The 22,252-nt window shown below is 53.7% G+C and carries 12 protein-coding genes and 1 tRNA gene; 8 read left to right on the forward strand and 5 right to left on the reverse strand.

The window, feature by feature from the left end:
* Positions 1-355: 355 nt before the first annotated feature.
* The gene (locus KTT_RS10960; RefSeq protein WP_126596013.1) at positions 356-835 is read left to right on the forward strand and encodes a hypothetical protein; all 480 of its coding nucleotides are present in this window, start codon (positions 356-358) and stop codon (positions 833-835) included.
* An 84-nt stretch (positions 836-919) separates the two neighbouring features.
* On the opposite strand, the gene KTT_RS10965 is transcribed toward KTT_RS10960, so the two are convergent.
* Positions 920-1,480 (reverse strand): DUF402 domain-containing protein, encoded by a 561-nt coding sequence (locus tag KTT_RS10965; RefSeq protein WP_126596014.1) that lies wholly within the window; start codon positions 1,478-1,480, stop codon positions 920-922.
* Between the two features lie 268 nt (positions 1,481-1,748).
* Between KTT_RS10965 and KTT_RS10970 the strand changes: the two genes are divergently transcribed.
* From KTT_RS10970 to KTT_RS10980, 3 genes are all read left to right on the forward strand, one after another.
* Positions 1,749-2,750 carry a TIGR03557 family F420-dependent LLM class oxidoreductase gene (locus KTT_RS10970; RefSeq protein ID WP_126596015.1) on the forward strand — a complete coding sequence of 334 codons (1,002 nt, stop codon included), beginning with the start codon at positions 1,749-1,751 and terminating at the stop codon, positions 2,748-2,750.
* Between the two features lie 189 nt (positions 2,751-2,939).
* Positions 2,940-4,361, forward strand: coding sequence for a class II fumarate hydratase (locus KTT_RS10975; protein ID WP_126596016.1), 1,422 nt, complete (start codon positions 2,940-2,942; stop codon positions 4,359-4,361).
* Between the two features lie 142 nt (positions 4,362-4,503).
* Positions 4,504-4,579: transfer RNA gene (locus KTT_RS10980), tRNA-Ala, on the forward strand.
* A 102-nt stretch (positions 4,580-4,681) separates the two neighbouring features.
* On the opposite strand, the gene aspS is transcribed toward KTT_RS10980, so the two are convergent.
* The 4 genes from aspS to KTT_RS11000 all read right to left on the reverse strand — a co-directional run bounded on the left by aspS (position 4,682) and on the right by KTT_RS11000 (position 14,205).
* Entirely contained in the window at positions 4,682-5,989 is a 1,308-nt protein-coding gene (gene aspS, locus KTT_RS10985) for an aspartate--tRNA(Asn) ligase (RefSeq protein WP_126596017.1), read from the reverse strand.
* Between the two features lie 580 nt (positions 5,990-6,569).
* Entirely contained in the window at positions 6,570-7,853 is a 1,284-nt protein-coding gene (locus KTT_RS10990) for an MFS transporter (protein ID WP_126596018.1), read from the reverse strand.
* A 642-nt stretch (positions 7,854-8,495) separates the two neighbouring features.
* Positions 8,496-10,121 carry a PrsW family glutamic-type intramembrane protease gene (locus KTT_RS10995; protein ID WP_126596019.1) on the reverse strand — a complete coding sequence of 542 codons (1,626 nt, stop codon included), beginning with the start codon at positions 10,119-10,121 and terminating at the stop codon, positions 8,496-8,498.
* Positions 10,122-10,707: 586 nt separating this feature from the next.
* Complete coding sequence (locus KTT_RS11000; protein ID WP_126596020.1) at positions 10,708-14,205, reverse strand: DNA polymerase III subunit alpha; 3,498 nt, start codon at positions 14,203-14,205, stop codon at positions 10,708-10,710.
* A 710-nt stretch (positions 14,206-14,915) separates the two neighbouring features.
* On the opposite strand from KTT_RS11000, the gene KTT_RS11005 reads away from it, so the two are divergent.
* From KTT_RS11005 to KTT_RS11020, 4 genes are all read left to right on the forward strand, one after another.
* The gene (locus tag KTT_RS11005) at positions 14,916-17,354 is read left to right on the forward strand and encodes an FAD-dependent oxidoreductase (RefSeq protein ID WP_160145795.1); all 2,439 of its coding nucleotides are present in this window, start codon (positions 14,916-14,918) and stop codon (positions 17,352-17,354) included.
* Positions 17,355-17,614: 260 nt separating this feature from the next.
* Entirely contained in the window at positions 17,615-19,564 is a 1,950-nt protein-coding gene (locus KTT_RS11010; protein WP_235845670.1) for a cyclic nucleotide-binding domain-containing protein, read from the forward strand.
* Positions 19,565-19,605: 41 nt separating this feature from the next.
* Positions 19,606-20,499: a hypothetical protein gene (locus tag KTT_RS11015; protein ID WP_126596022.1), complete on the forward strand. Its 894-nt coding sequence runs from the start codon at positions 19,606-19,608 to the stop codon at positions 20,497-20,499.
* A 125-nt stretch (positions 20,500-20,624) separates the two neighbouring features.
* A complete protein-coding gene (locus tag KTT_RS11020; protein ID WP_126596023.1) occupies positions 20,625-22,019 on the forward strand; it encodes a zinc ribbon domain-containing protein in 1,395 nt (464 codons plus the stop codon).
* Positions 22,020-22,252 lie beyond the last annotated feature (233 nt).

A 22,252-nucleotide genomic window follows, 5' to 3' on the forward strand; every position in this document is an offset into this window, starting at 1 on the left:
AAGAAAGAACAGGTGCCAGACTCCAAGGTTGCGCCAGTGAGAGCCATAGCGCTACGCATTGAAATAGATTAAATGCATACAATAGAATTGGGCATATTGACCTATTTTTAGATTTGCATAGTATAATATATAAATCATTCTGCCATAAATAACAATATTATGGCCAAAAAATAGGTATGAAGTACCTAAACGTGAATTTCTTTGAATGTTCAGGCGATAAAAGTGTACAATTTCCTTTATGAACTGCGGGTTACAGTTACGGATAGTTGTCTTCTCTGACCTTAAATGGACGTAGCATATATCTATATTTATTCTTGTGGATTAAGCGGTATAACCGACAAGGGAGAATCTAAAAATGGTAAGAAGCATTAATGTGAAACGGATACTTATTTCCGGCTTTTTAATCTGTCTGCTGTCTTTAATTTTGTTTGCGTGTAGCAGCGGTGAAAATCCCGCACCGGTTAGTAAGGCGACGCCATATCCAACTCCAACGCCGCTCACTCTCTCCAAGGGGGCAGTGCGTAGCATCCCGACGGCGGCTCTGTACTATGCGGCGGCCAAGGCGAGAAATTATGAGAAGGCCTATACCTACCTTTCTGCCAATGCTGTCGATGATAGCGGCAAGAAAGTGACTAAGGACGTTTTTATGCGCATGGCCCAGGAAGGCGATAATATGAATGGGGCGATCGTCAATGTCGAGCTGGCTCCCTATGGCAACGATGCGACCCAGATTATCGCGACCATCGATCGTAACTCGGGCATTCGCTATCATGCGCATCTGACCATGAAGCTTGAGGGGAATACCTGGAAAATCGTTTCTTTGGATCGTGTATAGCTAATCCCTGGTAGGTGGCAGACAGCAGTGGAAGGCTATTTATATGCATTATAAATGCGTAAAATATATATCGCTCTAAAGCGTCTATACCTGATTTTTGAGAATTTTTGCTGCTTCTTCCGGGGTGTACGTTTCAAAATTTGTGCCGGGCAATTGGCGTGGGATGACCTTAAATGGTCCTGTCCATTGCCTGGCCTGCTCTTCAAGCTGATCCAGCGCTGCGTAGGATTTTTCACGGACCTGCTCGACAATCGGATACGTCCTGGCGGCTCGCTCGAATACTTCCTGGTCTTTAGTATAGACACTGTAATCTTCTCTTACTACCGCATCTATATATAGGTCCGTATAAATGAGCTCTCGCGCGGTATTTGTATAACCTGATTGTGGCAATACTACATCACAATAGACGCTGATACACTTCCCCTGCTCGTTATATCCCGCGTGTATCGTATGCCAGGCATCCGGCCAGAAATAGCTCAGTTGATGCTTGTGGGCAATCCATGTGCCCGGCTTCCAGTGCATGGGCGTTCCAATCGGGGTCCAGATAACAAAATATTCTTCGCTTACCGGGATATGATAGCCCTGCCAACTGGCCCATTGATCACCGTCTACGAGCATTTTGCGAATCCTGGCTTCTAATAACATATCTTGCCTCCTCCGTTTAAACTGCCAGCCGAGTTTATACGTACGATTATAAACGAATACATGGCCTGGAAACAAGTTAACCGGGGTGCGACCGGATTTCTCGTCTTCAATGATGCTTACAGATGGTTAAGCACCGAAACTTTCTCGCTAGCTGATGCATGTAACAAGAGATGTTTCTATGACTTTGCCACGAAAATGCAAGCCTGGCTTCTAGTTTCGCATCATAATAGTTCAGTGTTGTTTATGAAGATTGAGGAAAGTGGAAAGTATGCTACAACTTGGCTGGAAAGCGGGAACCGAGCAGTATGCCCCTGTGGAGTTGATGGAGTACGCGGTAGCGGCGGATAAGGCGGGCTATGATTGGGTCGATGTGAGCGACCACTTTAATCCCTGGAGCGAGGAGGGCCAGTCGGCCTTTACGTGGACCTGGCTGGGCGCGGTCGCTCCTCAGACGCAGCAGATCAGGTTGAGCACGGGCGTTACCTGCCCGATTCTGCGCTATCACCCTGCTATGATCGCCCAGGCGGCCGCTACGCTGTCCCATTTCGCCCCGCATCGCACAGGCCTGGGACTGGGCACCGGTGAGGCTCTGAATGAGTTCGCCGCGACTGGCGAGTGGCCGAGCTACGCCGAGCGCCGCGATCGCCTGGCGGAGGCAATTGAGATTATTCGTGCGTTGTGGAGCGGTGAAGAGGTCAATTACGAGGGAAAATACTATCAGACGCGTAAGGCAAAGCTCTTTACCCCTCCGACCTCCCCTATCCCGATGGTGATCTCTGCGCTGGTACCGCATAGCGCCGAGTTCGCGGGCCGCTATGGTGATGGTCTGTGGACCGTGGGCGGCAAGAAGCCGGACCTTTATCAAGGGATCATTAAGAATTTTGAGGCGGCGGCTCGTGATGCTGGCAAGGATCCTTCAAAGATGGTGCGTATCATCGAGCTGAATGTAGGATATGGCGCCGATATAGAGGCAACCATTCAGGCGCAGTTGAAGTACTGGGCTGGTACCTATATTCCTGCCCTCTTCGACCAGCAGATCTATACACCAGCTATGTCGCAGGAAAATGGTGAGGTAGTGGGACCCGATACGGTCAAGAGCACCGGCTGCTTCTCCAACAACATCGAGGATCATGTGAAGTTTGCCCAGGATTATATCGATATGGGCTTTGATTGCCTGATCTTCCACAATCCTGGCCCGGATCAGAAAGGCTTTATCGAGGCGTACGCGCGCGATGTGATGCCCCGCATCCGCGCCAATAACTCCCGCTAACCCGGCGAACTGGTAGTCATCCGCAAGTTTTCTGAACGGGAGCTGGATAGTGCACGACCTCCGTGCACTATCCAGCTCCCGTTCTTTTTGTTGAGCGCCGCAGGCGCTCAACAAAGGACTCCTCTGATTTCTGAAGAGAAACAGTGATATAATACTTGAGTGATAGATAATGCTCAAAGAGGAGGCTTTATGTCGCAAGACGCTCAAGATACCCGGATAGAACGCGATTCTATGGGCGAGATGCAGGTGCCCGTTCATGCATACTATGGCGCGAGCACTCAGCGTGCCGTACTCAATTTCCCAATCAGTGATCTGCGTTTTTCACGCGAGTTTATTCGTGCCCTTGGTCAGATCAAGCAGTCGGCCGCGTGGGTCAATCGCGAACTTGGCCATGTTGATGCCCAGATTGCTGATGCCATCATCCAGGCCAGCCAGGAAGTGATTGATGGCAAGTTGGATGATCATTTTGTGCTGGATATATTTCAAACTGGCTCCGGTACGTCGACGAATATGAACGCCAATGAGGTGATCGCGAATCGGGCCAGCGAGATCCTTGGTGGCTCCCGTGGCTCCCGCAAGGTTCATCCCAATGACCATGTGAACTTTGGCCAGTCCTCTAATGATGTCATTCCCAGCGCCATCCATCTCTCTGCTCTCCTGAGCATCGAACACTATTTAATCCCGGCTCTGCTTGAATTGCAGCAAACCCTGAGCGATAAGACTGATGAATTTTATTCGGTTATCAAAACCGGGCGTACCCATTTGCAGGATGCGACCCCTATCCGCCTGGGCCAGGAGTTCAGTGGCTACACCGGTCAGATTGAGCGCGCGATTATTCGTTTGAACCATGCGCAGAGCGAGCTCTCTGAACTGGCGCTCGGCGGTACCGCTGTCGGTACCGGCGTGAATACCGATCCTGTCTTTGCCTCACGTGTCTGTGAGCGTCTCTCCAATATTACCGGCGTCGAGGTCAGGGAGACCAGCAACCATTTCCAGTCTCAAAGCACACTGGACAATGTGGTTGAGGCCAGTGGCGTACTCAATACTATCGCCGTCAGTTTGATGAAGATTGCCAATGACATCCGCTGGCTTGGTTCTGGTCCTCGTGCGGGCATCGGTGAGATTGAATTGCCTGCCGTACAGCCTGGCAGCTCAATTATGCCCGGTAAGGTCAATCCGGTGATCGCTGAGTCGGTCTGTATGGTCTGTGCGCAGGCGATCGGTAATCATACCACCGTTACCGTGGCGGGACAGTCTGGCAACTTTGAAATCAACGTGATGATGCCAGTTGTCGCTTACAATGTTTTGCAATCCATCAACCTGCTGGCCGCAGCCAGCCGCAACTTCAGCCGCCAGTGCATCAGCGGTCTTAAGGCTACCACTCGCGGACCCGAGATGGTCGAGCGCGGACTCGCTATCTGTACCTCTCTGGCTCCTGTAATCGGTTATGATGCCGCCGCCGACATCTCCAAGGAGGCGCATAAAACCGGTCGCACCGTCCGTGAAGTAGCCCGCGAAAAAACCAGCCTCACCGAGGAAGATCTCGATCGCATCCTCAATCCCGAAAGCATGACCAGGCCCGGCCTCGAAGGAGGGCCAGCAGGCGGCTGATCCCTGTTGTTCTTGAGAGGTGGTGAACATGCGCGGCCCGGCCGCGCATGTTCACCACCTCTCAAGAAAAAAACCTTAAAACCTATTGCAAAAACAGAAGAGATAGTATATAATTTTAATTCGTAAGCAACAAATAAGGCATGGGCTTGTAGCGCAGCTGGTAGAGCGCCTCCATGGCATGGAGGAGGTCAGGGGTTCGAGTCCCCTCTGGTCCACCAACAACCCCGATCATTCACATGATCGGGGCTTTTTTTATTGTGTAGATGCAGTAGAGCCCACGCATTGCGGGGCTCTACTGCATCTACACCTGAACTCCTTGATTAAGGGACCAGACGGTGTATGTCTCGTGGGAAGGTTGTGGTGAGCTTGACGTTCTGGGTTCCCAGCAACTGCATCAGCAGGCGTTCTGAGCCAATGGCGAATCCTCCATGGGGAGGCATACCATATTTAAAGGCTTCCAGATAGTATTCAAACGGCTCGATAGGCAGCCGCGCCTGTTCGAGGGCCGCTATGTAGTCCTGGTAGCGATGCAGGCGTTGTCCCCCAGTTACCAGTTCTGTTCCTCGGAAGAGCAGGTCGAATGAGTTCGAATATGCGGGTTGCTGTGGATCAGGATAGGTGTAAAAGGGCCGCTTGCGCATCGGGTAGCCGGTGACATATAAGAAGTCACTGTTAAACTCCTTTTTTGCCCATTCACCCAGCCAGCGTTCGTCCTGTGGCGACAGGTCTGGCTCACCGCGTACGTCGACTTTATGTAGCCTGTAAATCAGCTCTTGCGCTTCCGCGAAATGGATATGCGGTACCTGCTCCGGTACGGTTGGCATCTCAACCTTCAAGAGCTCCAGTTCGGCGCGATATGACTCCTGAAGCGTCTGGAGGATGTGGGCCATGACGTCGCGCAGCATGGTCATGACCGTGAAATGGTCTTCGATAAAGCCAAATTCGGCGTCCAGGCTGACATATTCGTTAATGTGCCGGGTGGTGTCGTGGGGCTCGGCCCGGAATACGGGTCCTACTTCGAAGACGCGTTCAAAGACGCCAACCATGATCTGCTTATAAAACTGTGGACTCTGCGCCAGGTAAGCTGGGCGTCCAAAGTAGTTGAGCTCGAAGACGTTGGCGCCACTCTCGGTAGCCGCGGCGACAATCTTTGGCGTCTGAATCTCAGTAAAAGCTCTGGATGTCAAGATGTCCCGAAAAGCGGCCATCACCCCTGCTGAAAGACGCAGAGTGGCGCGTCGCAATGGATGGCGGTTGGTGACCGGCGCATGGTCCAGCAATGTACTGGGCTGAGCATTGAGCTTGCGCTTGTTAAGTGAGATCGGTGGCAGCTCGCTGACGGGATTGAGCACCTCTATCTTGAGCTCGTGTAGCTCGACGCCTCCAGGTGCCTGGGCTTCACTGACGACCAGGCCTTCGACGGTGATAATACTTTCGACCCCGACGCTTTCTGGCAGCAGCGCTGTGATCTCCTCTTCTGTCTCCGCCACAGCCTGTAAGAGTCCCCAGCCGTCACGAATGATCAGAAAATTGATACCGCCCATGCGGCGCAATGAATGAAGCCAGCCCGCGACGCACACGCGTTTTCCTACCCGTCCGGCTACTTCAACAGTACGAATACGTTCCATCTGAAAAACTCCTTATGATCTGCTATAAACACAACGGGCCTGCCAGTAGGTGCCGGGCTTGCCCCGGCTTGGAAGGACACCTGGCAGGCCCGTCAGTATGCTACAACAGACCATGGGCGCCTTCCTCTCGATCGTTATCGTCTCCGTCGTTATCCATCATGCGTTCCTTTCATATGTTGGCCGGGCCGATAGGAAAAAAAGAACAACAAAAAACCCTCATCCTATCAGGAGGACGAGGGCGTATCTTTTCGCCTATCGTGGTACCACCACCGTTTATCCCACAATGTGGGACCTTAATCGATTCTATCGCTCCCATCTCTATCGTTGTTTTGAGAGCCGATGTAAAATCGTCGCGCTATAACGGGCGCGGACCCGAAATCCAGCTACTACTGCGATATTATACCGGTTCACTGGTTGGCTCATGGGAGTCATTGGATCAGAGCTAATGGCAATGCTTTCAGCCGAGACATTGCTCTCTGTCTACTAGCTTGTCTGCCCAACCTGCCCCATTCACAGCCTCTATCTTTTTTGTTTCTAAGTCTACTGTACCATATAGGCATAAACTCAGTCAAGCATGGAATCAGACTTTTACCGCTTCTCCTGCTTCACCTTCGGTTCCGTCGCTGTAGACGGGTGTTTTCTTGCTGAGCCGCAGGGCGCGCCAGAAGAAGATGATGGTTGGGGTGAGGATGGCGCTGGTACTGATCAGGGCGGCCCGCAGGGATACCAGGGTACCAATATAGCCCACCGCCGGTCCGCCCGCGATCTGTCCGATGGCGTCTACCTGCCCAAACATCGAGATGATGGTGGCGCGCATCCTTGGCGGGCTGTTGCGGGTGATCCAGGTCATATAGAACGGGCTGGCCGCGCTACGGCCAATGCTGGCACACCAGAAGGCGCCTAACGCCAGGTAGAAGTTGCCTGAGAGGGCGAAAACCACCACGCTGACGATTAAGAGCAGCTGAAAGCTAAACATTACCTTGATCATTTGCCGCTGCTGACTGGCATGGACGCGCCGCCGCACCAGTTCTGTAATGATCAGGCAGAGGATGGAACCTCCGGCGCTGATAATGCCGAACCAGACTAGCGTGTTCAGGTGCCCGATGGCCGGAAAGGCAAAGTTTTTGATGAAGTGATCGGTCTGTAAGCGATCAAAACCCTCACTGGCCATGGCCGAAAAGGCGGTGATACAGAGGATGGTCAGTAGCATCCTGCTTCGCCTGACTGCCTTGCCACCATCCGCCATCATTTTTCCCATGGCCTGCCAGGAGTTATGTTCGCTGTTCCGGATTGGCTGGAAGTTGCGCTCCGGCATCCAGATGTAGAGTAGGACAGCCAGGAGCAGATGGAGCGTGGAGCCCACGATAATCGGCAGATTGAGCCGGTAGGTCGCCAGCCAGATGCCCAGCGGAATACTCACCAGCGAGGCCACCTGTCCGATCTGATTGCCACGGATAAAGGCGTTGCCCACGCGCTCATCTCCCAGCTCATCGGCGCACCAGGCCTCCTCGGCCCCTGTGACAAAGGTAGCTCCCCAACCCCAGAGTACATTGGCTACAATGACTGCCAGGAAGGTCGGTACGAGCCCCTCTAATAGAAAGCCGACTCCCATTAGCAGGTAGCCGAGCATGACGGCCAGGCGCCGGCTGTACGCGTCCGCCAGTATGCCGGTCGGTACCTGCCAGATAAAGCAGGCGGCCTCCATGGCGGTCCCCACCAGGACCAGTTGCAACGGATTTAGCCTGACGGCCTCGATCTGGTAGACCATGTTGATGGAGAAGATGGTGCTATTGGCAAATGAACCCAGACCCGCGATCATGAGATAGATCGTAAAGGCATCAAATTTGTGCAGCTTGAAATGCATGCAGTGTCACTCCTTGCGTCACGATGACGTTTGTTTGCTTGTAGTTGAAATGGGTGGATAGGAGTGCCCACGTGGCGTCAATAGCTACATCATAAGAAGCTATGCGCATAGCATTCCCGCCATAAATCCTGCTCATTGTGATGTATAGCGAGGTTATGGTTCTTTAATGCTTATGAGGAAATGTATGAAGCGTGCCTTTTATGGCCTTACGCTAGCGCGAGCACTCAACCCTGGAAAAGCTGCCTGTAGAAACTGCAGCCATTGTGGAGAGGATGGTTGGTGCTATTAACATTTATGCTATCCCTTTCTGCCTGCGCTAACGTTATTTTTATCTGCAGAGATTAACCTTTTAAACAATACCATAAAATGTTAAGAAATACAAGTCGCTCGGAGAGTTTACAGGGCCATTTAAAAGTCTTTTCTTGCCGCCTTCGGCGGCGGTGAGAGAGGGAGGAGTGAGCGGGGACTGATCATGCCCCCGGCATGCTCGCCCGCACCCCGCAAGGGGCTAGCCGCCCCTTGACCCCGCTGTTCGCTACTTTTAAATGGCCATGGAGAGTTTATGGCTGGAGCGCAATGGGGCTCGAATGAGCCCCATTGCGCTCCAGCCATAAACTCTCCAGGGCGACCACAAGAGGAGCGCTAGCGCGCTGGATATGGCTGCGGCTGAGCATAAGAGGGGTTATGCACCACCTCTTGCGCTACCCGCTCCTTATCTTTATCAACCAGCCGGGGGGCGTTGCCCGGCTGCCGATCTCTGGTGCTATCTTTTCTTAGTTTGCCTGTAACAAAGAGGAAGAAGAGCACCATCAGTATCGTTTCGATGGTATAGATGATCAGGATCGATGGTACAGGGTAATTTCCAATGTTGATCGTCCCTGTGTCAAAGTATGGACCCACAGGAGCTGGCAGTAGTTGGAAGGCGAACGAGCCGTTCCAGATGGCGTGCTGCAGTACAGCGTATGCTCCACAGCCCAGGCCGATCCAGATACGATGGCGTTGCAGGGATTTCGAGTGGGTCAGGTAATACCAGCCCAGGGCTGTCATGCCCGCTCCAAAGCTGTGCAGCAGACCAGCCGAACTGCGCTGGATGGCGATATCTACCCAGTTGCTGTATCCCATGCCAATGTAACCCGAGGTCTCGACGAGGTCGAAGCCGATGCCACAGGCCATGCCGAGCAAAAAAGCTTCCGCGGCACTGCCGATGCGCCTGATCATGACTACCACGGCGAGCGGTTTGACGCCTTCCTCTACCAGTGGCGCGACAACCGACACGACCAGGAACAGGTAGATAAGGGTGCGCGTATTGTTAGGAATTGGCATATTTGGATCATCCAGCTGAAAGCCGTTGAGATGCAGGCCGGCCTGAATGACCACACCTAGAATCAGCTCAAAGATCATGGCGAAAAGGATAGCCGATGTCGCTCCGCTGGTGAGGGCGACCGCGACACGCCTCCACGTGGTCGTCCAGTGCTCATCATCTCTGCGGTTGATGCGCCACGCTCCCAGCGTGAATATCGTCAGCGCCGGCAGCAAGCCCGCTAGCCCGATGAGCAGGACCGTCAGCCAGGTGGTTTGCGCGACCTGTATGTTGCCGCGAATTAGCAGACCAATGGCGACCATCACAATATAGAGAACCAGAAAGACCACGAACCATGGCAGCCTGATGTTGCTCAGCTTGATGGAGGGAACCTTAAATTTCCACGATTTCTTGCGTAGCAGGGCTCGTATGCTGTGATAGAGACTAAACGTTCCTCCACCCAGGCCCGCGATACTCAGGGCCGTAAACATGGTGATGCTACCAAACAACTGCTCTGGCTTGCTCTGGATCGAGCTGTAAGGCATCATAATCACTGTTATTAACAGGATAAAAGCACATATAATGCCTGTAAGGAATACGATACTGGAACATATAGTAGCGATAATAGCAACGACAAATTGATAGGTGTCCCTTGCTGGTTTGGGAGGCTGCCAGGTATAGGGATATCCATAGGGAGGCGGATATCCATACGCATGATAATAGCCGTTATATGGCTGATAGTAGCCCTGAGGGGCATAGTTATTATACATCGGTTGATGCTGATAAGGGGACGCCCAGCCGTTACCTCCCGCGTGCTGTCCATTGCCTGAATAAGGCTGTCCGTAGCCGTTGTTCGGCTGCCCATAGCCGGGCTGTGGATATGGTTGTGCGGGATACAAGGGGGCCCCATAACCGGGTTGTGGTTGCGCAGGATAAGGCGCTCTATAGCCAGGCTGTTGATTATTCATCGGGGGATACGCCGTCTGCGCTGGCACCTGCGGTCCCTGTGGCGGCTGTTGAGGACGCGCAGGAGCATTGAAGAATGGTGCCTGTGGTGCGCCTGAAAACTGTAATGGCCCCGAAACATGCTCCCTGTATTGCGGTTCCCTATAATTCTCAAGCTCATTTGCAGACTGGTTTGACGTCAACCTCGATTGCTGTTCGCTATCCTGTTGCGTGGATGCGTTGGCTTCTGGAGAGGGCTTTTTTTGCGTAATGTGTCTATCTTCGTTCGATTCAGAACCCTTATAATCGAAACCCACAATCTTATAACCTTTTCTGCTTTTTTTAGGATGTATCAATCAATGTATCTATTAGTGAGTATACGAGTCTAGAAATGTTTAGGTTTCCTCTCAGTATAACGATTCAGATACTCAACTGTCAAAACCAGGGTCATCCATATAGGAATTGCTCAGAAGCGTGGGGAACGCAGGCGTCCCCGTCCTTTCATTCAATGGTGGTGCGGCAGGGGCGCATTCGCGCCCCTGCCGCACCACCATTGAATGAAAATTGAGCACCGTAGGTGCGAAAACTCGTGTCAGCCTCAGGCGATGCTTACGCCAGCACTTTGGCCTCGATCATGCCGGGGCCGAGCTCTTCTTCCAGTCTGTTCCGCAGTTCTTCGGTATAGAACATGGTGTTGTCCTGCGGCGTCAGGCGCATCTCCCATTCGCCGTTGGCGACCAGAATCTCGTAGTGGTCGCGGCCTGGTTTCTCGCTGAGATAGCGCTTGATGTTCTGGACCTTCATGATGTCGTTGGAGACCGAAATCTCGTCGTTTCCGGTGAGCTGGAGTTTGAGCCAGACCATGTATTGTTTACGATTCATCTCTTCTTCGACGGCCTTGAAGGGATTGACGCTGTTGCAGAGAATACATGGTTCGTCACGCCTGAATTGAACCTCACCGCGTACGATGACAACTGTGTCTTCCACCCATTTGTCGGCGGTCTCCTCATAGGTGCGTGGGAAGATGGTGACGCTGATGGTGCCATACATGTCTTCTAGCTGCGCGATGCACATAGTATCGCCCTTTTTGGTGGTGATCCTCCGTGCCTCTTTAATGGTGCCGCAGACGGTGACTTTCTGCTTGTCGATCTCCTCCGTGATGTCGGCCGTGCTATGGGTAGCCTTATCTTTGATCAGGTCGCTGATATAGGCCAGCGGGTGTTTGGAGATATAGATGCCGACCAGTTCCTTCTCCCATGCCAGCAGCTGCTTGCGCGAGATTTCGGCCACGTTCTGATTCAGCGAGAAGCTGAGCGAGCTGCTGATCTCCTCCATGTCTCCGAACAGGCTCATCATGCCGCGCTCTTTGGCCGAGCGTTCACTCTTGCCAAACTGCATGGCGCGCTCAACGGAGGCCAGCATCTGATGGCGCTTGTTCTCGCCTTCCAGCGAATCCAGGGCGCCGGCTTTGATCAGGGTCTCGATCGCGCCTTTGCCGACCGCTTTGGGATCGACCCGCGTGCAGAAGTCGGCCATGGATTTGAAGGGACCCCCTTCGTTGCGCGCGCGCACGATCTCGTTGATCGGTCCATCACCGATACCTTTGATAGCCAGCAGACCGAAGCGGACACCGTCGTTCTCGATGGTAAAGCCGCGCTCCGAGCGGTTGACGTCGGGTCCGTAGACCTCGACGTTCATGCGTTTACATTCGGCGACGGCATTGGAGATTTTGTTGGCGTCGGCAGCCTCAGCGGTCATGGTGGCGGCCATAAATTCAGCCGTATAGTTGGCTTTGAGATAGGCGGTATAGAAGGCTACTACAGCGTAACTGGCGGCGTGCGCCTTGTTGAATCCATAGCCACCGAACGGCAGGATCAGGGTGAAGAGCTGGTCAGCCACCTCGGGCGCCACCCCGTTTTTGATGCAGCCCTGGATGAAGTCGCTTTTATAGCCTTCCACCTCGTGCATGATCTTTTTACTGAGTGCCTTACGGAACTTATTCACCTTACCCCAGGAGAAGCCGGCCAGGTTAACGGCGATCAGCAGCACCTGGTCCTGGTAGACGATGACACCGTAGGATTCGGCCAGCCACTGCTCCAGGCGGGGATCCAGATAGGTAATCTTCTTGCGTCCGTGTTTGGCGTCAACAAAGTCTGGAATACTATCCATCGGACCGGGACGGTAGAGGGCGACCATGGCGGTGATGTCTTCGATACAGGTGGGATGCAGCATTTTGATGTATTCGCGCATCTTCGCACCTTCTAACTGGAACACTCCGGTCGTTTCGCCCGCCGCCAGCAGCTCAAAGGCCTTTTTGCGCTTGGCGTTTTGCTGCTCGTTTCCTTCTATCTCATCCAGAGGGAGTTTCTCCAGGTTGATATCCTCTCCACGCGCCTCCTTGATAAATTTGAGGGCGTTATCGATGATCGTCAGGTTGGAGAGGCCCAGGATATCATATTTGATCAGCCCCAGTTCTTCCAGATGGGCGTGCTCATATTGTGTGGAGTAGCGACCCTCACGGATCTGCAGGGGCACGAACTTATCAAGGGCTTCATTGGCGACCAGCACGCCGGCGGCGTGGACGCCGGTGCCACGCACGGATCCCTCAAGCTCCAATGCCAGGTTTAGCAGCTCCTTGGCGTCCGGATCGCTGTCGCGCAGATCGCTGAGCTCTTTGACGGAGTCCAATGTACCTTGCAGGGTAACTTTTGGACCACTGGGAATTAGCCGGGCGATGCGGTCACCGAGGGTCTGCTTCTCCAGCACACGAGCGACGTCGCGCACCGCTCCTTTGGCGGCCATGGTCATGAATGTGGCCATCTGCGCCACGCACTCGTGCCCATATTTGTTGGCCAGGTAGCTGATGACTTCTTCACGGCGGTCATCCGGGAAGTCCATGTCGATATCAGGCATGTCGTCGCGCTCTGGATTGAGGAAGCGTTCAAAGAGCAATTGATAGCGCAATGGATCGACGTTGGTGATACCCAGTGAGTAGGCGACGACGCTTCCGGCGGCCGATCCCCTGGCCAGACAGCGGATGCCATGATCGCGTGCCCAGCCGACGTAGTCCGCCACTACCAGGAAGTAGGGTACGAAGCCTTTCTGTATGATGATGCTCAGCTCGTAGTCCAGCTGCTGCTTGATGCGCTCGGTCATCTCACCATAGCGATAGCGAATACCCTCTTCACAGAGCGCGTATAAATATTCATCGGGCGTGCGGTACTGGGGTGGAATGTCAACCGCCGGAAGCTGCGCCTTGTAGGCGAAGGGGTCGACCTCGCAGCGCTCGGCCAGACGCACCGTGTTGAGCAGCGCGTCCCCCAGCTCTGGAAAGAGTTGCAACATCTGGTCTGGACTGCGCAAGAAGAACTCGTCGCTCTCAAACTTGAAGCGCTTGGGATTGGTGAGACTACTCTGTGTCTGTACGCAGAGTAGAACCTCGTGGGCGTGGGCATCATCGTGCATGACGTAGTGCAGGTCATTGGTGGCCAGTAGCGGCATCTGCAGCTCTTTAGCCATCTGATAGAGATGCTGATTGACGCTCGACTGTTCGGGATAGCCGTTGTGATCCTGAATCTCTAAATAAAAGTTATTAGGTCCTAACGTGTTGCGGAACCAGCGAGCGGTATTATAGGCTTCGTCAACTTTGCCCTCAATCAACAGTTGCGGAATCTCACCGCCCAGACACGAGGAGGTAGCGATGATACCTTCACCGTATTGTTCGAGCAGCTTTTTGTCGATACGCGCCCGGTTGGCGTGCATCCCCTCGGTGTTGGCGAGGGTCATCAGCTTCATGAGATTGCGATAGCCGGTATTGCTCTCAGCCAGCAGCAGCAGGTGATAATAGCGTTTGTCACCCTGCTTGAATTTCGGCTTATCCTTATGGTCGGCCACCAGATAGCTCTCAACACCCAGAATAGGATGGACCCCACCTTTACGGCACTCCTTATAGAATTCCAGTGCCCCATACATCGCCCCGTGGTCGGTAATCGCCAGGTGGTTCATCCCCAGCTCTTTCGATTGTTTTACCAGCTTCTTAATGCGGCTGAAGCCATCCAGCAGCGAATACTCTGTATGTACATGCAGATGCGCGAAGTCCGCCCCCATTAAATATCCTCCGTCTTAAAAAACTCAAAAAAAAGCATAGTGAGCAAGTGATTTATGAATAAGTTAGTCCTATAAGTATGCCCTATATTTAAGATGCTTGGCAATATTCACTTCGAACACCTGTTTTTGTACTAGCCTTTTTGGGACCATTTGGCAGCTACTAAATCTCCCCCCAATGCCATTGTATCCGCGTCCCGTAAATCTTTTCTTGCTTATGGATTGGTGCAACACAACGGGTAGGTGCATCCGCACCTACCCGTTGTGTTGCACCAATCCATAAAAAACAGATGAGAGCTGTAGATACTATGTAAAAGAATCTGGTGTGTTTGCGACAATGCGCGGAGCGCATTGTCGCAAACACACCAGATTCCTTTAAAACGAGGAGGGCGCGTCAGCGCCCTCCTCGTAACAAACACTAGGAAATGGGTAATGCTCTTAGAGGCAAGATAGATACATTTCTAGCTTTCTCTGGTAAGATGAAGGGTGAATATAGGTACAGGGCGCTTCAGATACAATAATGTGATATGTACCTATAATGATGTCAGAGTGTGCAATCCTGTATATTCTGAAGTACAGGGGAGGTTGTATGTGGGTATGTGGATTGTGCGGGCTGCACAGACTGGTCTCTCTTCGCGTTTCTGATAGAGTGCTCTGTCTGCCCTGTCTCGATTTTTCACATTGTAGCGGATTCAAGAATGTCGAGGATATGCATGGCTGATCAGATTTCATTTTTAGTGATCGGGAATGGTATCGCAGGTATTACCGCGGCCGAAACGTTGCGTCAGGAGGCTCCGCAGGCGACGATTGGAGTGATCTCTGAAGATGGGCATCCCGTCTACTTTCGCCCCGCCCTCAAGGACTACCTGGCCGGCCGCGTGGTTGAGGAGAAACTGTGGGCCCGCCCGATTAATTATTATCAGTCACAGCATATTCATTTTCTGGCTGAGAGGGTAACGCGTATTCAGCCGGAGCAGCATATCGTTCTGCTGCAAAGTGGCGGACAGGTGAAATACGAAAAGTTGTTGCTGGCTAGTGGAGCCCGTCCGGCTCACCTGACCTGTCTCGGTAGTGACCTGGAAGGCGTATTCACCCTGCGTAGTGTAGAGGATTACCAGGCCATTGTTGAGCGCCTGCCTTCCGCGCGCAGGATCGTCGTGGTTGGTAGCGGCACGCTTGCTCTGGAGACAGTGGAGACGCTGCGCCATCGCGGGCACCAGGTTTCGCACTTGCTGCGTAAAAGCCTGCTGTGGTCCGAGGTGCTCGACGCTACAGCATCGGACCTGGTACTGCAGGAGGAGACACGTGATGGGGTCGATGTACGGCTAGAGACGGAGGTTACAGAGATCGTTGGCTCACGTGGCCGGGTCTCCGCCGTCCAGACCAGTATGGGCGAGCGTATTACCTGCGACCTGGTGCTGGTCGCGATAGGTATTGAGCCCAATATTGACTACGCGCAGGCCAGTGGCTTGCACTGCCGTCGTGGTCTGCTGGTTGATGACCAGATGCGCACCAGCGCCATCGATGTGTACGCCGCCGGCGATGTGGTGGAAACAACGATGCCAGGTACGCAGCGCGCCCGCATCATCGGCCAGTGGTATCCGTCTATTCAGCAGGCACGGGCGGCCGCCTATAGCATGCTTAATATATTGGACTCCAGCCGGCCGTTTCATGCCGCGACCTTTTATAACGCGACGTTTCTGTATGGATTGCCCTTTGCATCTGTTGGCCTGACCAATGCCAGAGGCTATCGTGAACTGGTTGCTGAACCACAACCACGTTCCTATCGTAAGGTTCTGCTCTGCGATGGCGTCCCGGTTGGCATGCTGGCTCTGGGCGATCGCAAGCATACTTTGGCCTTTAAGCGCGCGATCGATTACCAGGTCAACCTGGCGTCTGTCGCCTCGGCCTTGATGAAGGAAGATTTTGACCTGGCGGCCTATCTGGATCGCTTGCAAGTGCCCCCTCTACAACTGGGGGTGCAGCGTGCGGGCGGTACAGATACTCGACACGTGATTGCTATACCTGGCAATGGCCAGGAACCCCGGGCGGGAGAGGATCCTATGTTACATGAACTATTACCGTCTCAACATACTGAGGCACTGCTGGTGCACGTGGCTGATCCGCATGTTCCATTGCACATCGCCGAAACTGCTTTGAGTCGTGAAAAGTTTGTGACGATTGGACGCCAGCCGGGAGTTAACCTGGTTGTCAATGAAGGTTCAATCTCACGCCGTCACGCTCAGCTTGGTTTTCAGAATGGGCACTATGTTGTTATTGATTTAAAGAGCCTTAATGGCACCTTCTTGAATGAGCAGCGGCTCGACCCTGAGCGCCCGTATCCCTTGAAGGTCAATGATGTATTGCGCTTTGGCAATACCGTCACATTTTGTTTTCTCTTGCGCCCCCTCAATTTTGATAACCTTGCACCAGCGCGCCAGAAATTTTCCGCTGAGCCACAGCCAGTCAGGCCGCCGCAGCAGCAGGAATTAGATGAAAATCTCTTGCCCGTTGGTGCCGCTCAGCCACTGCCTCCGACAATCATGAAAGCCTTAAAAGCAACGCCCGCGCTGATCATTCTGCCGTCCAGCGTCAAAGGGGAGCGCAAGCAATCACCATATGTACATCTCTTGAAGCCAAAGTCATCTATCACCATTGGTCGTGAAGTCGGCAACGATCTTGAGATCCACGACATGATGATCTCGCGTCGTCACGCGGAAGTCTTTTCCACCATGGAAGGCTTTTACATGCGCGACCTGGGCAGCAGCAATGGCGTTACCATCAACCAGGGCAGGATCGATCAGCCGTATCGGCTCTCACACGGCGACCATATCGTCTTAGGATCAACCACTATATTCTTTATTGATCTGCAATCTGGTCAGGAGAAAACCTCCAAATTGCAGTCCATGGCCATCAACCCACCGGTCCAGCGAAGCCCGATTCCAAATGGCAAAAAAGGATCGCCAGCCGTCAGACAACCTGCAACGGGTACGGAGACCCAGGTCCGCATGCCAGCGGCCGCGCCGGTCCACGCAACAAAGCCAGCCACCAGACCGCCGTTTCCCGTTGTCATCTGTCCAAAGTGCGGAGTCGTCAACATGCCAGTTGCCCGCTTCTGCGCTGGCTGCAGTTCCTCCCTGCACGCATCATAGCTGCCTGCAAGCGGGAGTGCAGAGGGCGGCGAGCCCTCTGCCTGGGGGTATGGGGGCTGTGCCCCCCATCACTTTCATTGTCTATGGTACCGCAGGCACCGTCAGATAAATCACTCCCTTTTAAGCGGGAGTGCAGAGGGCGGCTAGCCCTCTGCCTGGGGGTATGGGGGCTGTGCCCCCATCACTTTCAATTGTCTGTGGTGCCGCAGGCACCACAGACAATTCTCCCCTTTTTTTGAGGAAAAGGAAAGAAACAAAACATGCAAATGCAAACAACCCAAAAGAACTTCAAAGTCGGGATGACCCATCGCACGGATATGCGAATACTGGACACGGAAGAGATCAACTTTGAAATAGACATGTGCATTGGGTGCGATCGTTGTATGCGTGCATGCCCCGTCCCCTTATCCAACCAGGTCACCATCGCCGATCTGAATCGCGCCAACGTCTCGGACGAGATCACGCCGATCGTTGCTCGCTTTACCGACGAATGTGTCATGTGCGGCTCGTGTGTACCCGTCTGCCCGGTCGATAACCACCGCGACCTGTTGATGCTCTCGCTCAAGCAGCGCCTGGGTATCTCCTGGAATGGCCAGGTTGATCTTTCAAAAGCCATGGGACACCTGCCTCCGGGATGGGATGTCTCGCTGGTACTGCTTTGTCTGCGTGAACAGGCTATATTCAGCGACGCCCGAGTGGTACCGGATAATTATTTGCTGCATTTTGTGGCGACCTCGGACATTTTGACCCTGTCCTCTGGCGTCGAGTTGATGCGTGAAGGCGAATTCGGACGCGATATATTTTTTATCCTGGATGGTCAGTGCGAGGTCTTCTCCCAGGGTACCGATCAGCGGTCCCTGCCACTGGCTGTGTTGCGGCGCGGCGAATATATCGGTGAGCAGGGGATGCTCACTGGTCAGCCGCGTAGCGTGACGGTTCGGTCCGCCCAGGACCGTACCGTTGTGCTCAAGGTGCCCGAGCAGGTTATGCAGCGCCTGATGGAGGTAGTTCCGGCGGTTCAGGAATTCTTTGTGCAGTTGAGTAGCGCGCGGGCGGTTGAGGATATGCTTTCGCGCCTGGAGCTATTTAAGGATATTTCCACTGAAGATATACATGCGCTGGCTACTCAGGCGACTATCCAACGCTTTGAGCGCGAGGAACAACTATTTAGCGAAGAGCGCAAAGGACAACCTGTACGTGAGACTTTCCATCTGATGCTGGATGGCTTTGTGAGGGTAGCCCGCAAGACTGGCCGTTCCGAGCATCCAGAGCGCATTATCGCCTATCGCCAGCGCGGAGATTACTTCGTTGGTGGGTTGGATATGCTGGGTGATCGGCGCGCGGTAACGGTGACGGCTATCACCCGTGTCACGGTCGCCGAAATTACGCGCGTGCAATTAAAGACTCTCCTGATTCGTTATCCAGCCTTTAAGGAGCGGATCCAGGAACGCGTCCAGTTGTACCAGGAGGCTAATACCGCCGCCCATAGCGCGGTCTTCGAGCCGTTTGATCCGGAGCAATTGCAGCAGGCATTGGTGAATACCTCCTCGGCAGCCGAGGCTCGCTCGGGCCTGCACGCGCTGGTGAGCGATGGCGTCGTCGAAGGGACTGAGGTGCTGGTCATCGACCTGGATAAGTGTATTCATTGCAATGAATGTGAGGAGGCCTGCGAGCGCCGCCATGGCCAGTCCCGCATGAATCGCGAGGGTATGGTCGTAGGCAATATGAGTATCGTCACGGCCTGTCGCCAGTGCCAGGACCCCGTGTGTATGCTGTGTAGCCGGGCCGGGATCGCGCGTAAGCCGAGCGGCGAGGTCTATATCACCGAAAGCTGCATCGGCTGCGGTATCTGCGCCGAGCGCTGCCCTTACGATAATATTTCGATTGTTTCTCTGACCGAGGACGAGAATGAGGCTCAGCCTGCCAGCTGGCAGCGCTTCAGTCGCTTTTTCAGTAAAGGTTTTGGTAAAGAACGGGGGCGCAAAGTGCTGCCCATGGCCCAGACACCCGCCGAGCCCGGACCTTTACAGCCCTTTGTTAACGATGGCCTTGAGAATCTGCGCAAGAAGATCGCCATTAAATGCGACCTCTGCGCGGGTTACAACAACCAGGCCTGCGTCCAGGCCTGCCCGACAGGCGCGGCTATCCGTGTGAACCCTGTTACCTTCTTCGGTTCAACAGAGGATATCCTGAGTCGCAAAGCTCGCTGATTTCCTCCGCCTCCGGCGGCAACAGGAAAGGAGAACATGCTATGTCCGTGACGACAAAACAACCACAGGTATCTCAAAATCGCGGCTTGCGACGTTTGTGGAAGTCCCCTACGTCTCGGGCCCGCTGGTTCTGGTTGACCATGAGCGTGTTATTCTATCTCGTCATCCTGGTCTGGTACTATTATGCCGTTCGTACGCAGGGTGATCCAGAGCCGTTCACGGACCCCTGGCGGCTGTTTGGGATTTTTTCCTACGTGCTGGTGCTGGTGACCGCTAGCTATTCGCTGCGCCGTCGCTTCGTGCGTGGCCTGCCTGGCAAAGTACAGAACTGGCTGTGGATGCATACCTGGCTGGGCGTAATCACTATTTTGATCGCGCTGCTGCACGAGAACTATGTGTATGTGACACATGAGTATTGCCGTAATTTGAGCTGCCTGACACAGACATACTGGGCCCCGGGCGCTCTGTTCGCCCTGATCTTTCTGGTGGTTAGCGGCGTCACCGGACGCTTGCTTGATGTGTGGCAGACACGCGTTATCGCTCGTGAGGCCAGTTCTAACGGCATCGGGATTGAGCGTTCGATCGAGGAGCATCTGCGCACGTTGAAATATACGGTTGGACGCTATAGCGCTGGTAAATCGGATGAGTTTAAGCGCGCTTGCGCTGAGGCCCTGGAGTCTCAGGGGCGTACCATCTATCCAGACTCAGAGGTAGCGTCCCATGAGCGAGCCGACTGGAAGCGCGTCCAGCCTACGCTGCTGGAACACGCCAGGCTGGAGCGTTCGCTGGTCCGACAAAAACGCGCCCGGCGCATTATTCAGGCATGGCGGACCTTGCATATTTTGCTGGCCTCTATCGCGCTAGCCGTAATCTCCTACCATAGTATCATGGAACTGTTGACAAACGTACTGCATATAATAAAAATTACTGAATAACAACGTTGTATTGGTTAATATAGAGGGTAAGTAATTGTAGTAGATGTGGGTTATTGCGCGTGAGACGTTATCGCGTATGTAGGTCGTGTAGTTGTAGAGTAGTGTCTGGTTAAAGGAAAAGTATCATGTTGTGCCCCGGTTGTCAGGCGCCGATTGAATCGGATGCTGTTTTTTGTGGACATTGTGGTTCGCCTCTTCCTCCTGTTCATTTGCGATCAGGGGTTGAAGCGCCTGCTCAGGTTCAAGCAGGGAAGCAGTGGGTAGATGAGGAGGCGAGCGAGAGCGCTGCTCAGGGGCAGACTCACCAACCCTTTGTTGCCCCGGTGTATCCTTTGACGCCTATACCGGCCAGTAAAGCTTCTGGTTCAACGCCTTCACCAGTACCTCTGCCGTTCGCGGGAGCGCCATCCCTGCATCGTTCCGATCGCAAAACGGGCGCGCCCTCAACAGGTCGCAATCTTGTCTTTATCGCGGTCATCCTCGCTATCCTGGGTGTTGGGATCGCGGCCGGTATCTTTGCGTTGTGGCAGAACAAGCATATCTCTTCTGCGCAGCCGCCTCTCACCAGTGTGGCCTCGATGGCGCTTCCCCCTGTCAATGGAGTCGCCAGTTTCCATGATACTTCCAATGCCCTATCAGGCATCAATAGCGTCTCTGTGAACGTACGGGGGCTGCAGCCTTTATCAAACGGCTCCCGTTATGAGGCCTGGCTTGTCAATGAACACGAACTACATATTCAGGCATTGGGAACGCTCACAAAGACAGGTGATGAATACACTGTCAACTTTAGTCAGCCAGATGGCAACCTTCTGTCTCTAGGCAATACCCTGCAGATCACGGTAGAGACAACGCAGGCGACGCTGCCCACTGGACGTGTGCTGCTCAGCGCTCACTTCCCACCCATGGCTGGCATGCATATCAACCATCTCCTGGTTTCATATCCAGAGACGCCCAACAAGGTAGCCCTGCTGCCTGGCTTGCTGGCCCAGACGCGCCAGCTTTACTCCTTGTCCCAGCAGTTGCGCACGACCAATGATAAGACCACCGTACAATGCCTGGCCCAGAACATGCTTGTTTTGCTGGATGGCCAGGATGCAGAGAAACCGGTCATCAAATCCCAGGCCTGCTCCTCGGCCCATGTGCCGCCACTCTCAAGTAGCTATGGCCTGCTGGGACAGCATAACGATGGCTATGTCAGCACCGTTGGCGCCCATGCATCGCTGGCTGCTACCCAGGCCGATTCGACCGATAATATCAGAAAATATGCGCAACAGGTCATTTTCGCCAGCGAAAATCTCTCAAACTGGTTTTCAACCCTCCATCAGGATGCCCGCTACCTGCTTGCCCACCCCGACGATCACAACAAGGCTGTAGAGGCCATGAGCCTCGCCGACCACGCCCTCAACGGCGTCGACAGCAATGACAACGGCAATGTCGAGCCCATCCGTGGAGAAGCAGGTGCCATGCAAGCCTACCTCTCCGGCCAATCCATGGCGACCCTTACCCTCACTAACAAATAGCCTGCATCAACACAAGTTTTATAACGTGCTGCAAATCATGCGCGATGCGCACGATTTGCAGCACGTTATAAAACTTCAGGGGCCGCCCGCAGGGCGGCCCCTGAGACCCCGGAGCGTCTCCCCAATCACCTCAAAAATAAAGCAGCATTTTTGCTGCTATTTACACCCGAGCAACGTATAAGCAGTATAATTACTATTCCACAGTAGACACCAAAAAAAGGTGGAGGTATTAC

The sequence above is a fragment of the Dictyobacter aurantiacus genome, assembly GCF_003967515.1.
GTDB lineage: Bacteria > Chloroflexota > Ktedonobacteria > Ktedonobacterales > Ktedonobacteraceae > Dictyobacter > Dictyobacter aurantiacus.

Excerpts from the sequence above, each read along its gene's own strand:
- KTT_RS11020 (WP_126596023.1), top strand. The coding sequence starts at position 20,625 with ATGTTGTGCCCCGGTTGTCAGGCGCCGATTGAATCGGATGCTGTTTTT.
- KTT_RS11010 (WP_235845670.1), top strand. The coding sequence starts at position 17,615 with ATGCAAATGCAAACAACCCAAAAGAACTTCAAAGTCGGGATGACCCAT.
- KTT_RS10975 (WP_126596016.1), top strand. The coding sequence starts at position 2,940 with ATGTCGCAAGACGCTCAAGATACCCGGATAGAACGCGATTCTATGGGC.
- KTT_RS10995 (WP_126596019.1), bottom strand. The coding sequence starts at position 10,121 with ATGAATAATCAACAGCCTGGCTATAGAGCGCCTTATCCTGCGCAACCA.
- KTT_RS11005 (WP_160145795.1), top strand. The coding sequence starts at position 14,916 with ATGGCTGATCAGATTTCATTTTTAGTGATCGGGAATGGTATCGCAGGT.
- KTT_RS10965 (WP_126596014.1), bottom strand. The coding sequence starts at position 1,480 with ATGTTATTAGAAGCCAGGATTCGCAAAATGCTCGTAGACGGTGATCAA.
- KTT_RS11000 (WP_126596020.1), bottom strand. The coding sequence starts at position 14,205 with ATGGGGGCGGACTTCGCGCATCTGCATGTACATACAGAGTATTCGCTG.
- KTT_RS10960 (WP_126596013.1), top strand. The coding sequence starts at position 356 with ATGGTAAGAAGCATTAATGTGAAACGGATACTTATTTCCGGCTTTTTA.
- KTT_RS10970 (WP_126596015.1), top strand. The coding sequence starts at position 1,749 with ATGCTACAACTTGGCTGGAAAGCGGGAACCGAGCAGTATGCCCCTGTG.
- KTT_RS10990 (WP_126596018.1), bottom strand. The coding sequence starts at position 7,853 with ATGCATTTCAAGCTGCACAAATTTGATGCCTTTACGATCTATCTCATG.
- KTT_RS11015 (WP_126596022.1), top strand. The coding sequence starts at position 19,606 with ATGTCCGTGACGACAAAACAACCACAGGTATCTCAAAATCGCGGCTTG.
- aspS (WP_126596017.1), bottom strand. The coding sequence starts at position 5,989 with ATGGAACGTATTCGTACTGTTGAAGTAGCCGGACGGGTAGGAAAACGC.